The organism is Mongoliibacter ruber (assembly GCF_003003005.1).
Taxonomy (GTDB): domain Bacteria; phylum Bacteroidota; class Bacteroidia; order Cytophagales; family Cyclobacteriaceae; genus Mongoliibacter; species Mongoliibacter ruber.
This window is the reverse complement of the sequence record NZ_PVTR01000001.1, coordinates 506,925-521,633: the sequence shown is the minus strand read 5'-3', so window position 1 is coordinate 521,633 and position 14,709 is coordinate 506,925. Positions and strand designations below refer to the sequence as shown.

Annotated in this window: 14 protein-coding genes and 3 tRNA genes; 12 read left to right on the top strand and 5 right to left on the bottom strand. The window is 38.8% G+C overall.

What is annotated here, in order from left to right; all coding sequences use genetic code 11:
- Positions 1–10: 10 nt before the first annotated feature.
- The gene (gene bshB1, locus CLW00_RS02370) at positions 11–727 is read left to right on the top strand and encodes a bacillithiol biosynthesis deacetylase BshB1 (protein ID WP_106132015.1); all 717 of its coding nucleotides are present in this window, start codon (positions 11–13) and stop codon (positions 725–727) included.
- 11 nt (positions 728–738) lie between these two features.
- On the opposite strand, the gene pdxH is transcribed toward bshB1, so the two are convergent.
- On the bottom strand, positions 739–1,374 hold the full coding sequence (gene pdxH / locus CLW00_RS02365) for a pyridoxamine 5'-phosphate oxidase (protein WP_106132014.1): 636 nt from the start codon (positions 1,372–1,374) through the stop codon (positions 739–741).
- Positions 1,375–1,463: 89 nt separating this feature from the next.
- Between pdxH and CLW00_RS02360 the strand changes: the two genes are divergently transcribed.
- The 10 genes from CLW00_RS02360 (at position 1,464) to CLW00_RS02290 (ending at position 9,331) form a co-directional block, all read left to right on the top strand.
- Positions 1,464–2,033: a YqgE/AlgH family protein gene (locus tag CLW00_RS02360; protein ID WP_106132013.1), complete on the top strand. Its 570-nt coding sequence runs from the start codon at positions 1,464–1,466 to the stop codon at positions 2,031–2,033.
- A gap of 53 nt (positions 2,034–2,086) precedes the next feature.
- A complete protein-coding gene (locus CLW00_RS02355; protein ID WP_106132012.1) occupies positions 2,087–4,123 on the top strand; it encodes a DUF349 domain-containing protein in 2,037 nt (678 codons plus the stop codon).
- A gap of 126 nt (positions 4,124–4,249) precedes the next feature.
- Positions 4,250–4,322 (top strand) — tRNA-Thr (locus tag CLW00_RS02350).
- Positions 4,323–5,369: 1,047 nt separating this feature from the next.
- Positions 5,370–5,443 (top strand) — tRNA-Asp (locus tag CLW00_RS02320).
- 37 nt (positions 5,444–5,480) lie between these two features.
- Positions 5,481–5,554: transfer RNA gene (locus CLW00_RS02315), tRNA-Asp, on the top strand.
- 36 nt (positions 5,555–5,590) lie between these two features.
- The gene (locus CLW00_RS02310; RefSeq protein ID WP_106132011.1) at positions 5,591–5,848 is read left to right on the top strand and encodes a GIY-YIG nuclease family protein; all 258 of its coding nucleotides are present in this window, start codon (positions 5,591–5,593) and stop codon (positions 5,846–5,848) included.
- A 262-nt stretch (positions 5,849–6,110) separates the two neighbouring features.
- Positions 6,111–7,058 (top strand): acetyl-CoA carboxylase carboxyltransferase subunit alpha, encoded by a 948-nt coding sequence (locus CLW00_RS02305; protein WP_106132010.1) that lies wholly within the window; start codon positions 6,111–6,113, stop codon positions 7,056–7,058.
- A 77-nt stretch (positions 7,059–7,135) separates the two neighbouring features.
- Entirely contained in the window at positions 7,136–7,981 is an 846-nt protein-coding gene (locus CLW00_RS02300) for an MBL fold metallo-hydrolase (protein WP_106132226.1), read from the top strand.
- A complete protein-coding gene (locus tag CLW00_RS02295) occupies positions 7,971–8,774 on the top strand; it encodes a patatin-like phospholipase family protein (RefSeq protein ID WP_106132009.1) in 804 nt (267 codons plus the stop codon). The genes CLW00_RS02300 and CLW00_RS02295 overlap by 11 nt, the downstream gene beginning before the upstream one ends.
- Positions 8,771–9,331: a 1-acyl-sn-glycerol-3-phosphate acyltransferase gene (locus CLW00_RS02290; RefSeq protein WP_106132008.1), complete on the top strand. Its 561-nt coding sequence runs from the start codon at positions 8,771–8,773 to the stop codon at positions 9,329–9,331. Before CLW00_RS02295 ends, CLW00_RS02290 begins: the two co-directional genes overlap by 4 nt.
- Positions 9,332–9,334: 3 nt before the next feature.
- Here CLW00_RS02290 and CLW00_RS02285 read toward each other — a convergent pair whose 3' ends face one another.
- On the bottom strand, positions 9,335–9,925 hold the full coding sequence (locus CLW00_RS02285; protein ID WP_106132007.1) for a hypothetical protein: 591 nt from the start codon (positions 9,923–9,925) through the stop codon (positions 9,335–9,337).
- Between the two features lie 198 nt (positions 9,926–10,123).
- Here CLW00_RS02285 and CLW00_RS02280 point away from each other — a divergent pair, with 198 nt between their 5' ends.
- The gene (locus CLW00_RS02280) at positions 10,124–10,984 is read left to right on the top strand and encodes a bile acid:sodium symporter family protein (protein WP_106132006.1); all 861 of its coding nucleotides are present in this window, start codon (positions 10,124–10,126) and stop codon (positions 10,982–10,984) included.
- Between the two features lie 30 nt (positions 10,985–11,014).
- Here the strand turns inward: CLW00_RS02280 and CLW00_RS02275 are convergent, their stop codons facing one another.
- From CLW00_RS02275 to mnmA, 3 genes are all read right to left on the bottom strand, one after another.
- On the bottom strand, positions 11,015–12,496 hold the full coding sequence (locus CLW00_RS02275; RefSeq protein WP_106132225.1) for a M28 family peptidase: 1,482 nt from the start codon (positions 12,494–12,496) through the stop codon (positions 11,015–11,017).
- 74 nt (positions 12,497–12,570) lie between these two features.
- On the bottom strand, positions 12,571–13,281 hold the full coding sequence (locus CLW00_RS02270) for a pseudouridine synthase (protein WP_106132005.1): 711 nt from the start codon (positions 13,279–13,281) through the stop codon (positions 12,571–12,573).
- A 147-nt stretch (positions 13,282–13,428) separates the two neighbouring features.
- Positions 13,429–14,640 (bottom strand): tRNA 2-thiouridine(34) synthase MnmA, encoded by a 1,212-nt coding sequence (gene mnmA / locus CLW00_RS02265; protein WP_106132224.1) that lies wholly within the window; start codon positions 14,638–14,640, stop codon positions 13,429–13,431.
- Between the last annotated feature and the right edge of the window lie 69 nt (positions 14,641–14,709).

The following is a 14,709-nucleotide window of genomic DNA, read 5'->3' as shown; positions in this document are numbered from 1 at the left end:
TGATAATTTTATGAAACTTGATATTCTTGTAATTGCAGCACATCCTGATGATTCTGAACTGGCTTGCTCAGGCACTATAGCATCGCATATTGATAAAGGATATAAAGTTGGAGTTTTGGACCTTACTCAAGGTGAAATGGGTACTCGTGGCACGCCTGAAATTAGGCTGGAAGAATCCAAAGAGGCTGCCGAAAAACTAGGTCTATCGATGCGTGAGAATCTTAAGTTCAAGGATGTGTTTTTCAAAGATGACTTTGAGCATCAAGTACAAATTGTCAGATACCTTAGGAAATACAAACCTGAAATAGTACTCGCAAATGCGGTCACAGACAGACACCCAGACCACGGTAAAGGTGGTGTTTTGGCATCTAAAGCCTGTTTTATGAGTGGTTTACGCAAAATTGAAACGGAATGGGATGGACAGCCTCAAGACGTTTGGAGGCCACAATACATTTATCACTATATCCAAAATAATTATATTCAGCCGGACTTTGTGGTAGATGTTACTGAATTTTGGGATAAAAAAATGGAGAGTATCAAAGCCTTTAAATCTCAATTTTATGACCCAAATAGCAAAGAACCGGAAAGTTTTATTTCTTCTTCAGGCTTTTTGGATTTTATTGATGCCAGAGGCAAAGAGTTTGGCCACAGCATCAACACTATTTATGGAGAAGGGTTTACGGTAGAGAGAATGATAGGAATATCCGATTTGTTCAATTTAAAATAAAAGCTGGCATATTAAGGTGCCAGCCTGCTAATTTTCCAGATACTTTTTTGATCTTGCCTATAAGTGATTCTATCATGTAGTCGGCTAGGTCTTCCTTGCCAAAATTCGATTTCTTCTGGTGCGATCCTATACCCTCCCCAGTGTTCGGGTCTTTTAATGCTTTCAGGGGTGAATTTAGCATGTAAGTCCTTTTCCCTACTCTCCAAGAATTCTCTACTATCAATTTCCGAACTTTGCGGAGATACCCAAGCACCTATCTGACTTGCGAAGGGTCTTGAGAAAAAATACTCATCAGATTCTTCGGCTGAAACCTTCTCCACTTTACCCATAATTCTTACCTGTCTTTCAAGTTCTGCCCAGTGAAAGGTTACAGAGACATATGGATTGGATTCAATTTCGGTTCCTTTGGTACTCTTGTAGTTTGTGAAAAAAACAAATCCTGTATCTACACCTTTTAAAAGCACAATCCTTGAATTTGGCCTACCGTCTTTGCTGATGGTAGCGAGGTTCATTGCATTGGCTTCAAGTACTTCTGAATTGAGTGCTTCTTCAAACCATGCTTTAAATTGTTCTATTGGATTTGGGTTTACTTCTGAAATTTCCAGTGTTTTAAGAGAATATTCCTTTCGGATATCTGCGATTTCCATAATGATTATCTTTTGGTTATAAAATTATCATACTTATTGCATTTAAAAAATTAAACCATAAATTACCCGAAATAACTTTTATATACTTCATGAGTGAGAAGAGGAAAATAGAACCAAAGGCAGGAAGTCTCTTGATTTCAGAACCATTTTTACAAGATGAAAATTTTGTAAGGTCTGTTGTGTTGGTTTGTGAACATAATGAAAATGGTTCATTCGGACTGGTCTTAAACAAGCTTTCTATATTAAAACTGAATGAATTGATGGACGATGTCCCATTATCAGGCTGTGAAGTTTATGTAGGAGGGCCAGTTGAACAAAACACGCTACACTTTATCTATTATGGTGAGAAGCTGACTGAAAACAGCATAGAGCTTGCAAAAGATTTATGGTGGGGCGGTAATTTTGAAGATGTTTTGAACAAAATAAACCTAGGGATTTTAAAAACAGATCTTATCCGTTTTTTTATAGGATATTCCGGTTGGTCTATAGGTCAGCTAGATACAGAAATAGATGAAAATACATGGATCGTCAGTGAAACTGTTGATTCGGAAAATATTTTTACCGCTTCTCCGGAAGAATTGTGGAAAATAATTTTGAAAAATATGGGTGGGGAATATCAGATGTTGGCAAATTATCCTATAGACCCAAGATTAAATTAAATCATTTTATTACTTTTGCTTCTTACGGATATCAAATAAGTACCGATTACATTATGGATAATGACAAGGAAATGTCTGAAAATGACAAGGTGACCAAAACCAATTTAGATACAGTTGGTGGTGGTAAAGTAGACCAAGAGACTTCAAAAACTGCTGAAGAGACTCAATCGAACACTAAAGATTCACAGGTAGAGGAATCTAATATCAGTACTGAGGAAACAGAAGTTCCCCCAAAAGCTGAAAGTTCGGAGGTTATAACTTCTGAGAATGAAACAGAGCAAGTAAGCTCTGAAAAGCAGACTGATGATACTCAAAGCATCAATGAAAATCAGCCTCACGAAGAGTCTGATGAAGATGATAATGATGACGAAGAAATTGAAGAAAATGATTATTCTGAGAGCTCCAAGTCTGAACTTCTTGCTGCAATTAAGACTTTGATTGCAACAGAGAAATATCTAAAAATCGATCCTGTCATCAATGAAATAAAAGGGTACTTTGATGCCATTTATAACAAAGAAAAAGAAGCAGCCTTAAAAGATTTTTTAGACAATGGAGGATTGGAAGATGACTTTCAATTTAGATCAGATGATGAGGATAAATTATTTTTTGCTTCATATCATGATTTCAGAGAAAAGAAAACTAATTTTCTAAAGGATCAGGAAAAAAAGAAAGAACAAAATCTACTGTCTAAAAATGAAATTCTTGACAAGCTAAGAGATCTTGTAGATGGTGAGGAAACTACCCATAGTATTACAACTATAAAAAATATCCAAGAAGAATGGAAGAAAATAGGTCCAGTACCTAGTGCACAAAACAGGAGTCTCTGGGCATCTTATAATGCCTTAATGGACAGATTTTATGACAATAGAAGTATTTATTTTGAACTGAAGGAATTAGATAGGAAGAAGAATCTTGAACATAAACTTGAGATTTGTGAAAAAGCAGAAGCTTTAATCCAGGTAGAGGAGTTGAAAGATGCCATCAAAGCTCTAAATGATCTTCATGAGGAGTTTAAGCATATAGGACCTGTGCCAAGGGAAGAGCAGGAACAGCTTTGGCAAAGATTTAAAGCAGCCTCTGATGCAGTTTATGAGAGAAGAAAGGAATACTATGATAGCCAAAAAGAAGTATTCAAGGAAAACCTAGTCAAAAAAGAAAGTTTGATAGAAAACCTTTCAGCCTTTAAAGATTTTACAGCAAGTAAGATTAAGGATTGGAATGTGAAAACCAAAGAAGTATTAGCTATTCAAAAAGAGTGGGAAAGTACAGGACCTGTGCCTAGAGAAGCTGGGAAAGAAGTAAACAGGAAGTTTTGGGGCTTTTTCAAGCAGTTTTTCCATAATAAAAATCAATTCTTCAAAGAGTTAGATGAAATAAGGCTGACCAATAAGAAACGAGCCGAGGAGTTGATTGGACAGGCAGAGGGGTTGATGGAGAGTACGGATTGGCAAGAAACCTCCTCTAAGTTGATTGGACTTCAACAGGAATGGAAGAAGATAGGACCAACACCAGAAAAGGTCAGGGATGAGTTATACCGCAAATTCAAAAATGCTTGTGATACCTTCTTTGAAAATAGAAGAAATGCAAACAAACAAGTCAATAAGGAGTTTGAGGAAAACTTGAAAACCAAAGAAGTATTAATTGGTAAAATTCGTGAAGCTGCTGATAGTGGAGAAGCCTTGACTGAAGAAGCTTTGGAAAAGTTTATAGCCGATTTCAACGCGATAGGTTTCGTTCCAAGGAAAAATATGAAGGAAATTACTTCAAAGTTCAACGAAGCCGTGGACGCGTATGTGAATAAGTTAGGGGTAGAAGGTGGAAGCAAAGAAGAATTTTTGTTTAGGTTAAATTTAAACAAGCTTCAGGCTGATCCAAATGCCAACCGTGTGTTGAATAAAAAAGAGCATGGCATCCGCAAGCAGATTTCGGATCTTGAAAACAACATCACTTTATGGAAAAATAACCTTGAGTTTTTTGCTGCTTCTAAAACTGCAGATAAGTTAAAAGATCAATTTGATGAAAAAATCATCAAAGCAGAAAATGAAATTGAGAAGCTCAAGAAAAAACTTTCCATCATTAGAGAATTTTAATTGTCTCATAAATAAGGGGATGCGGTTTGTCCCCTTATTTTTTTTTAAAATACCTTTGCACCATTAATCTATACCTCTATATTTGCACCACGATTTCAGTCAAAGGGCTGATAGAAAAACAAAAAAGCCTCCTTAGCTCAGCTGGTAGAGCAACTGACTTGTAATCAGTAGGTCGCTGGTTCGATCCCGGCAGGGGGCTCTTTTTTGAAATTCAAAAATGATAATTCAGTAGTTTTCCTGAAAATTTGCAGGAGCTAGATCAGATTCAAAAGAAAATGTCAACTGATTTTATCATAGGGGAAACGGAATGTTAGTTCAGCTGGTTAGACTGCATGTCCCGATTAATCGGGAAGGTCTCTGGCTTGAGTCTCGTCGATTCCGCAAATTTGTTTATCATCAAATTAAAAAAAGATAATCAGGAGTGGTAGTTCAGCTGGTTAGACTGCCTGTCCCGATTACTCGGGAAGGTCTCCGGTTCGAGTCCTGTCTATTTCGAAGATTTGTTTATCAACAAATTAAAAAAAGATAATTAGGAGTGGTAGTTCAGCTGGTTAGAATGCCTGTCCCGATTACTCGGGAAGGTCTCCGGTTCGAGTCCTGTCTATTTCGAAGATTTGTTTATCAACAAATTAAAAAAAGATAATTAGGAGTGGTAGTTCAGCTGGTTAGAATGCCTGTCCCGATTACTCGGGAAGGTCTCTGGTTCGAGTCCCGTCCATTCCGCAAATTTGTTTATCATCAAATTAAAAAAAGATAATTAGGAGTGGTAGTTCAGCTGGTTAGAATGCCTGTCCCGATTACTCGGGAAGGTCTCTGGTTCGAATCCCGTCCATTCCGAAGATAGAAATTTTGCAAAAGAGCACAAGGGACAATTTAAAAGTATTGGAGTGGTAGTTCAGCTGGTTAGAATGCCTGTCCTGATTACTCGGGAAGGTCTCTGGTTCGAGTCCCGTCCATTCCGCAAATTTGTTTATCATCAAATTAAAAAAAGATAATTAGGAGTGGTAGTTCAGCTGGTTAGAATGCCTGTCCCGATTACTCGGGAGTGTCTCTGGTTCGAGTCCTGTCCATTCCGAAGATTAAAATTTTGCAAAAGAGCACAAGTGACAATTTAAAAGTATTGGAGTGGTAGTTCAGCTGGTTAGAATGCCTGTCCCGATTTCTCGGGAAGGTCTCTGGTTCGAGTCCTGTCCATTCCGAAGATTGAAATTTTGCAAAAGAGCACAAGTGACAACTTAAAAGTATTGGAGTGGTAGTTCAGCTGGTTAGAATGCCTGCCTGTCACGCAGGAGGTCGCGGGTTCGAGTCCCGTCCATTCCGCAAATTTGTTTATCATCAAATTAAAAAAAGATAATTAGGAGTGGTAGTTCAGCTGGTTAGAATGCCTGCCTGTCACGCAGGAGGTCGCGGGTTCGAGTCCCGTCCATTCCGCAAAGTCCCAAGCAAAACTTGGGACTTTTTTTATTTATGGCCTTTTTTGTATACATCCTTCAATCCATGAAGGATAAAAGTTTTTATGTAGGTGTCACTCACAACATAGGTGAACGCTTGGAGAAACACAACCGCCCACATAAAGGATACACAGGTAAAAAACAACCATGGGTATTGGTTTATACTGAAATCTACACAACAAAAACCGATGCACTTAAAAGAGAAAATTTTATCAAAGCCCAGAAAAGTAGGGAATACATTGAAGTTTTAATCAATGGTAGTTCAGCTGGCTAGAATGCTTGTCCCGATACATCGGGAAGGTCGCGGGCCTGTCTGCCCCAGGTAGATTCGAGTCCCGTCTCCCGTTCCACGGGACAGGCTATTCCGCAAATTCTCAGTTAAATCTGAGACGTTTTTTATTTATGATCTATATATGTACCAAAGTTAATTTATAGTATATCCCGGCGTTTCTTTATTACTTGAGCTCTTGTCGTGTAATTAAAAATTTTTCTTACTAAGAATATTTTTATCTTTGTCTTAGTCAAAAAACCTTAGTATGCTATTAGAATTCGAAAAACCAATTGCTGATTTGGAGTTGAAACTTCAGGAAATGAAGGACTTGGCAAAGGGCAGGAGAGTGGATTTATCTGCCGATATTCAGTCATTGGAAGAAAAAATTCAGATTTTGAAAAAAGAAACTTTCCAGAACCTGACCAGATGGCAAAGGGTTCAGCTTTCCAGACATGCGGATAGACCTTATTCATTGGATTACATTTATGAAATGACCAATGATTTTGTTGAATTACACGGAGACCGTACAGTCAAAGATGATAAGGCCATGATCGGTGGTCTTGGAGACCTAGATGGCAGGTCTGTAATGTTCATAGGGCAGCAAAAAGGCAGGAATACCAAACAGAGGCAAGAACGTAATTTCGGGATGGCAAATCCAGAAGGTTATAGAAAAGCTTTAAGGCTTATGAAGATGGCTGAGAAATTCGGTAAGCCTATTGTGACGCTTATAGATACTCCAGGAGCATTTCCAGGACTTGAGGCAGAGGAAAGAGGACAAGGTGAGGCAATAGCCAGAAACCTGAAAGAAATGTTTATGCTCAAAGTTCCGGTGATCTGTATCATTATTGGGGAAGGAGCCTCTGGAGGTGCTTTGGGGATAGCTATAGGAGACAAAGTGTACATGTTGGAAAACACATGGTATTCGGTGATCTCTCCTGAGTCTTGTTCTTCTATTCTATGGAGAAGTTGGGATTATAAAGAACAAGCCGCAGAAGCGTTGAAATTGACTGCAAATGACATGAAACAAAATGGCCTCATTGACGGTATCATAGAAGAACCATTGGGTGGTGCGCATAAGGATATGAAAAATATGGCCAAGACCATTAAGGCCACCATTCTTGAGGCTTTAAAAGAATTGGATAAGATTAAACCCGAAAAGAGATCAGAACAAAGAATTGACAAGTTCTGTGCTATGGGGGTTTTCGTAGAATAGTGAAATCAAACCTGATTAAACACAATATTCTTTGGGTTTTTATGCCAGAGAGTATTGTGTTTTTTTATTTTACACATATGAATATAAAAGTAATTAATACAGGTTTTTTTAAATTAGATGGCGGTGCCATGTTTGGTGTTGTACCTAAATCCTTGTGGTCCAAAACCAACCCTGCTGATCAAAATAACCTTTGCACTTGGGCAATGCGATGCTTACTTATTGAGTCTGAGGGAAAGGTAGTATTGATTGACAATGGGATAGGTGACAAGCAAGATGCTAAGTTTTTCTCTCATTATTTCCTTCATGGTGATGATAGCTTGGAGAAGTCTTTGCATAAAGCCGGTCTTGGCTTCAATGATATCACCGATAATTTTCTGACACACTTGCATTTCGATCATTGTGGCGGTGGAGTTTTTCACAAAGATGCTGACTCTAAGATTCCGCAAATGAGATTTCCCAATGCCAAATATTGGACAAACAAGGATCATTGGAATTGGGCAATAGAACCCAATAGTAGGGAAAAAGCCTCTTTTCTTAAAGAAAATATTCTTCCGATACAAGAAAGTGGACAACTCGATTATTTGGATCTTGAAAACAACACTTTTTTCAATGGATTTGATTATTTCACAGCAGATGGGCATACTGACAAACAGATGATTCCTAAAGTCAAATACAAAGGAAAGACCCTCGTTTTTGCAGCAGATTTACTCCCCTCAGTTGGGCATATCCCGCTTCCTTACGTAATGGGATACGATACCAGGCCTTTGATTACTTTGGAAGAGAAGAAACGTTTTTTGGAAGAAGCTGCTGCTAATGACTATATCATTTTTCTGGAACACGACCCCATTCACGAGTGTTGTACAGTAAAAATGACCGAAAAAGGAGTAAGGTTGAACCAAACATTTTCCTTAGATGAAATCTGAAAAAAAAATAGGACTTGCCCTCTCTGGTGGTGGCGTCAGAGGGATCGCTCACCTGGGTGTGCTCAAGGCGCTTAATGATCAAGGTATTTACCCTAATCGCTTAAGTGGCAGTAGTGCCGGAGCTATAGCAGGTGCTTTGTATTGTTCTGGACATGATCCCTCTGAAATCCTGGAGATTATTGTCAAGACAAACTATTTTAAGTTTTTGAGACCTGCCATTTCTTGGACAGGGATCTTGAAGATGGATGTGGTAGAAGAGTTATTTTTAAAATACATTCCTGACAATTCTTTTGAAAGCCTTAAAATACCACTTACTGTAGCCGCTACTGATATAAAAAGAGGCAAGGTGGCTTATTTCTCAGAAGGATCGCTTATCAGGCCCCTTATGGCTTCGAGCTGTATCCCTGGAATGTTTGACCCTATAGAGATTAACAATAGGTTTTATGTTGATGGTGGAGTGTTGAACAACCTTCCTGTTGAGCCTTTGGAAGGTACTTGTGATTATATTATCGGAGTAAACTGTAATCATCTTCCCGTAGAACACACCATCAATAACATAAAGAAATTGATAGAAAGGACAGTGATTATGTCCATGAATTATAATGTCTACAGCAGAAAAAACAAGTGTGATTACTTTATTGAGCCAAAAGGTCTTGCGAGATATGGTGTATTTGACATCAAAAAGTCTCAGCAAATCTTCCAAGCTGGATATGAATCGGCCTTGATTTATATTGAAGAAAATCCCAGTATTTTAGAACTTTCAAACTCCAATCCCAATATTGTATCCCCATGATGAAATTTTTATCAAAGATTGTGTTTTTCCTTGCTGGTTGGAAGTTGAATATAGGTTGGCCAGAAGGTCTCAAAAAAGCTGTTTTGATTGCTATTCCGCACACGAGCAATTGGGATTTACTTTATGCAAGGGCAGCTTTCTATTTGATGGATATTCCCGTAAAATTCACCATTAAAAAGGAAGTCATGGTGGGGCCACTTGGTTGGTTCATCAAGGTATTGGGCGGCATTGCCATTGACCGTAAAAGAATACCAGGGGGTAGAAAACAAACCTATACAGAAGCTATGACAAACATGCTCAAAGAAGCTGACGAATTGGTTATCATGGTGACTCCCGAAGGTACGAGAAGTTATGCGCCTAGGTGGAAGACTGGATTTTACCATATCGCTTTAGGTGCGGAGGTCCCAATAGTGATTGGTTATTTAGACTACAAAAAGAAAGAAGCTGGAATTGGTCCTGTAATTTTTCCAAATGGTGAAAGAGACGCCCAGGTAGAAGAAATGATGGCCTTTGGCAGAACAGTAACTGCTAAATATCCTGATCAGGGTATTAGGTGATTTCTATTCCACAGTAAGCGTAACATCGTCAAAATACACTTTGCCGAATGTTCTCTGTGACATAACCAAATACACAATAATATGGTCGATTTCAGAAGGGACATTTGGTAAAGCTACTTCCAAAGGCTCCCAGTCAAATGTGCCGTTGACACTGATAAGGTTCTGGGTTGATGCAAACCTACCTATTGTAGTTCCGCCCGAGTCTTCTACCGGGAAGGCTCTTATTGATATAAAAACATTGCTAACAGACCCATTGGAAGTAATGTTATCCCCTTTGATAAATGCCCTGAGTCTTAGCCTTTGTCCTGGTCCAGGCATTACTCCTGAATAGGATTGTTTCCAGATAGCGGATTCAGTACTTAAGCTATCAGTGCTTTCAATAAATATTGATTGATTCCCGGATCTAAAGTTGTCTCTACTCACACCTGTAATAAACCCCCGAGGTGTGATTGATGACCATGGGGACACCGAGCTGTCAGACCGGGAAAAGTCAGTATTGGTTAAAAGCTGAGTACCCACTTTTAAATCCTCATCACCATTTATGCAGGCAAAAGTGATTAAAGCAATTATCAGTATTGAGAAAGATTTTTTCATTGACTGGAAAATTATACTAAAAAAACGAATTCCCGATAATTGAGTTCAGCACCTTCCATATTAGGAATAGATTTTAATTAGCCCATCCAAACCAACAAAAGAATTTTTAAAAAGAAAAAAATAAAGGGAACATCAAATACAATCAAAAAATTTTAAATTGTTGGTTTATGCTTATGCTTAACCAAACCCAAAATTACCATGGAGGATAGTATTTTAACTGCTGTTTTTTTGCCCTTGGCACTCGCTTTCATCATGCTTGGCATGGGGCTTAGCCTTACCCTCAAGGATTTTAAAAATATTTTGTTGTTTCCAAAGGCAATATTCTTGGGGCTTACTAATCAATTGATTCTACTTCCGGTTTTTGGATTTGCTCTTGTGCATGTTTTTGGTCTTACAGGAGCCATGGCTGTTGGCATCATGATTTTGGCAGCTTGTCCAGGTGGAGCGACCTCAAACTTGATCACTCATCTATCAAGAGGGGATATTGCTTTGTCCATTAGTCTTACAGCGGTGAGCTCATTTGTGACGATTGTTTCCATACCACTGATTGTGAATTTTGCCATCAGTTATTTTGGAGAGGAGGGGAGTATAACACTTCCTGTCTTGGAGACTATCGTTCAGATTATGGGAGTTACACTTGTGCCTGTTTCTATAGGTATGTTTTTGAAGAAGAAATTCCCATTACTGGCAATAAAAGCCGATAGGCCTGTACGCTTTGCTTCAGCTGTTTTCTTCGCCTTAATTTTATTTGCTGCGATATTTAAGGAGAGAGCTTCCATTGTAGAATATTTTGTCTTGTCGGGTCCTGCGATGTTGATTTTAAATATTTTAACCTTGACTGTTGGGTTTTTCCTTGCAACTGTGTTTTTATTACCCAAGCGACAAAGACTTACAATTTCGATAGAATCAGGAATTCAGAATGGCACGCTTGGTATTATGATAGCTGCGACCCTTCTCAAAAATTCAGAAATGACGATACCCATTGCCATATACAGTTTGATCATGTTTATGACATCAGCACTGATCATTTTTGTAGCAAACAAAAGAGCCCGGAATTAAGGGGCTCTTTTGTGCTTTAAATTATCAAAATCAGTCTTTTAAACCATAAAGTTCTTTAGCTGCTTCTTCGTATTTATCACCTTCCTGCCATTGAGGGCGCTCAGCATTATTGGCTATTTTCTCAGCTGTGAGTATATATGATTTCCAATATTTGACAGCGTAATCAAGATCAAAATTGTCTACTTCATCAGAAGGCTGATGGTAGTGTCTGGTTATTTCCTCATCAAATGCCGTAAAACCTAAACTGAAGGTAGGCGATGGAATGCCTTTTCTGGCAAAATTGACATTATCAGATCGGTCATATAATCCTTGTTCAGGAGATGGGTCACCTATGGTTTTCAAACCAAATACTTCAGTGGCCTCAGCAATCAAAGGATCAACAGAGGTTCTGCCAAATCCTATCACGGTGATAATAGAGGTGTCGTTATATCCACCATTGTCAATATTGAGGTTGTAAATAACTTGATTGAGCGGTACAAGTGGGTTGTCGGCGAAGAAAGCACTACCCAAAAGTCCTTTTTCTTCAGCTGTCCAAGCACAAAGAAGAATTGATCTTTTCGGTGGATTTTCTGCAAAGTATTTTGCAGCTTTTATTACAGCCACTGTACCTACAGCATTATCCCTGGCTCCATTGTATATTGAGTCACCCTCAGCATTTGGTCTTCCAACACCTACATGGTCATAATGTGCCGAAAGCATAACATATTCGTTTTTAAGCTGTGGATCTGTACCTTCAATATAGGCCACGACATTTTTCCCTATGATAGAACGATTTACTTTTCCTTGGATTTCTATTTCCGCAGATTTGTACTCTCCTTTTCCCATTGCATTGATGAGTTCATTATTTGGGTCTTTGAGCCATAGGTATGGGATGCTTTTTCCATCCTGATTGGCATCAATAGTCAATTGCGCACGATTAAGGAAATTGGTAGCCATCTGCCAAGGTAGGGTAGGTACATTAAAGATCTCAATCAGACCTACGGCTCCTTTAGCTTTAGCCAATGCCAGTTTTTTACGTCCTCCGGCAAATAAGTCTGAAGGACTCAATTTTCCCGGTTCGCCAATGTTGGTAACCACAATTTTACCCTCGACATCCTTACCTTCATAATCACTTTCTAAACCATAGCCTAGGACAATGATTTCATGTGAGCCGCTGTAGTCAATCCCATCCAAAACAAGTAGGTCTTCCCCTTGTACAAAGTTCTGTTCACCTAGACTCAATGTGCCTGTTTTTGGAGGTCCTGAAAGTCGAAAAGGGATCTTTTGGTAATAGGCATCTGCTCCTTCAAGTTCCCTTGCACCATATTTCCAAAACTGCTCGGCAATAAACCTCGAAGCTGCGTCTATTTCAGGTCTGATAGGGTCTCTTCCCATTAGTTCGTCCGATGCCAAATAACGGAAGTTGGATATAGCCTCTTTTTCGTTAAAGTGCTGCTCTATGCGCTCTTTGTCTCCCTGTGCTTGTGCACAAAATGTCATAGCCAGTGCGGCTAACGTAATTTTAAATCTCATATTTGAAAGGATAGGTAATGGATTCATTTTTGGGTACTGAAAAATCAAAATTAAATATTTTTTAATAACCTGGTTTAAAATGGCGTATCTAATCCAATCTTATCGGTGATTTCAAGAAAATGTTTAGGTAATGGTGCATTTATTTCAATTTGAATTTTATGAATAGGATGATTAAAACGGAGATTATAAGCATGTAGCAACATATTTTGTAAACCGTACTGACTTCTAAAGAAGTTATTCTGTTTGTTGTCTCCATGAGTGGAATCTCCGATGATATAATGCCTAATATGGGCCATATGCCGTCTAATCTGATGCATTCGTCCTGTCTTTGGAAATGCTTTAATCAAAGAATACCTGCTTGTGGGGTACCTGGGAGAGGATGGGAAAGGGATTTCTGTTTGTGCAATCGAAGTATAGAGTGTTAAGGCTTCTTGAAGTTCACCGACAAGATTTTTTTTCAGTGGAGATTCTATTTCACCTGATTCCGTAGGCATAAATCCTCTCACTACTGTAAGGTACTCTTTTTCCACTGCATCTGTTGGGAACAATGGTTGGAGTAAGGAGGCCGCTTCAGAAGACTTCCCAAAAATAAGAACACCTGTGGTAGGACGATCTATTCTGTGTAGAGGGTAAACCCTGCAGTTGATTTGATCCCGAAGCATCTGTACAGCTAGAAGCTCCTCCTCTTCTTTTGCAATATTGGTTTTGTGGACCAAGACTCCGGCAGGTTTGTCGATGGCTATAAAGTACTCATCTTCGTAAAGGATCGTCAAAAGTGGTCTCAATTTGTAAAAGTTAAATTGTTGTGAGTCTCATTGAAAGGGTACATACATATTTTTGATTAGGCTTATCCAATACTTTGACATTTATGAATTAGGTTCAAATTTGTTAATCAAAAAAAGCCTTTTCGAAATATCCCGAAAAGGCTTTTCTTAAAATATAACTCCAGACCCTATTGCTTCATCATTTTGATACCAAGCTACAAATTGTCCAGAAGCGATCCCTCTTTGGGCTTGGTCAAATAGGATATACAAGCCTTCATTTTTCATTAAAAGTGTAGCCCCAGATAGCGGCTGTCGGTACCTGATTCTGGTTTGGTACCTGGCGGATTGACCAGGGTTTAACCTCAGGTCTTCCCTGATCCAATGCACATCCACTTTGGGTACGAAAAGTCCAAACCTGTTTAGCCCTGGGTGATCTTCCCCGAGACCTGTGTATATCACATTATCTTTAGTGTTTGTGCTAATTACAAACAAGGGTTTACCTGTGCCTCCCACATGAAGACCTTTTCGCTGACCAACAGTATAATAATGGGCACCATTATGTTCTCCGACTTTTTTACCATCTTCTGGAGTATACTCAATTGGCATACAAATATCATCCAAAGACTGCTGATCCAAGTCGTTTAAATCTATTCCAGCAGGGATTTTTTGATTTTGATAAGCTTTATGGGTAGCATCTACCGTTAGAATTTCACCTTTTTTGGGTTTTAACTGTTGCTGCAAGAAATCAGGAATTCTTACTTTCCCTATAAAACATAAGCCTTGGCTATCTTTTTTGTCGGCTGTAATCAGGTCTTGTTCTTTTGCGATTCTACGAACTTCAGATTTTTGCAAATGGCCTATTGGAAACAAGGCTTTGGATAATTGCTCTTGGCTGAGCTGACATAGAAAATAGCTTTGGTCTTTATTTGGATCAGCTCCTGCTATCAACCTGTAAATCGGCTGATCATTTTTTACTATTTCATCCCTTTGGCAATAATGACCTGTGGCTACATAATCAGCTTTGAGTTTCTGAGCGGCTTTCAAAAAAATATCAAATTTTATTTCCCTATTGCACAAAATATCAGGATTGGGGGTTCTTCCCGCCTTATATTCAGCAAACATGTAATCCACTATCCTTTCGCGATATTCTTCACTGAGGTCAATTGCCTGAAACGGTATTCCTAGCTTTTCAGCAACCAGCATGGCATCGGTGCTATCTTCCATCCAAGGGCACTCATTTGAAATGGTAACTGATTCATCATGCCAGTTTTTCATAAACATCCCGATGACTTCGTAACCCTGCTCTTTGAGTAAATATGCTGCTACTGAGGAGTCCACTCCTCCGGATAGACCTATAACTACCCTCTTTTTATTTTCCATAATTTCGAAATTGTTCATGGGGTAAAGTCCCATGAGGTTTCATTGTGGATTTAACATGATGTTTATCCC

Bases quoted from the DNA above. Each gene is read 5' to 3' on its own strand.
- pdxH (WP_106132014.1), bottom strand. From the start codon at position 1,374: ATGGAAATCGCAGATATCCGAAAGGAATATTCTCTTAAAACACTGGAA.
- mnmA (WP_106132224.1), bottom strand. From the start codon at position 14,640: ATGGAAAATAAAAAGAGGGTAGTTATAGGTCTATCCGGAGGAGTGGAC.
- CLW00_RS02300 (WP_106132226.1), top strand. From the start codon at position 7,136: ATGAATATAAAAGTAATTAATACAGGTTTTTTTAAATTAGATGGCGGT.
- CLW00_RS02355 (WP_106132012.1), top strand. From the start codon at position 2,087: ATGGATAATGACAAGGAAATGTCTGAAAATGACAAGGTGACCAAAACC.
- CLW00_RS02360 (WP_106132013.1), top strand. From the start codon at position 1,464: ATGAGTGAGAAGAGGAAAATAGAACCAAAGGCAGGAAGTCTCTTGATT.
- CLW00_RS02310 (WP_106132011.1), top strand. From the start codon at position 5,591: ATGGCCTTTTTTGTATACATCCTTCAATCCATGAAGGATAAAAGTTTT.
- bshB1 (WP_106132015.1), top strand. From the start codon at position 11: ATGAAACTTGATATTCTTGTAATTGCAGCACATCCTGATGATTCTGAA.
- CLW00_RS02275 (WP_106132225.1), bottom strand. From the start codon at position 12,496: ATGAGATTTAAAATTACGTTAGCCGCACTGGCTATGACATTTTGTGCA.
- CLW00_RS02305 (WP_106132010.1), top strand. From the start codon at position 6,111: ATGCTATTAGAATTCGAAAAACCAATTGCTGATTTGGAGTTGAAACTT.
- CLW00_RS02280 (WP_106132006.1), top strand. From the start codon at position 10,124: ATGGAGGATAGTATTTTAACTGCTGTTTTTTTGCCCTTGGCACTCGCT.
- CLW00_RS02295 (WP_106132009.1), top strand. From the start codon at position 7,971: ATGAAATCTGAAAAAAAAATAGGACTTGCCCTCTCTGGTGGTGGCGTC.
- CLW00_RS02285 (WP_106132007.1), bottom strand. From the start codon at position 9,925: ATGAAAAAATCTTTCTCAATACTGATAATTGCTTTAATCACTTTTGCC.
- CLW00_RS02290 (WP_106132008.1), top strand. From the start codon at position 8,771: ATGATGAAATTTTTATCAAAGATTGTGTTTTTCCTTGCTGGTTGGAAG.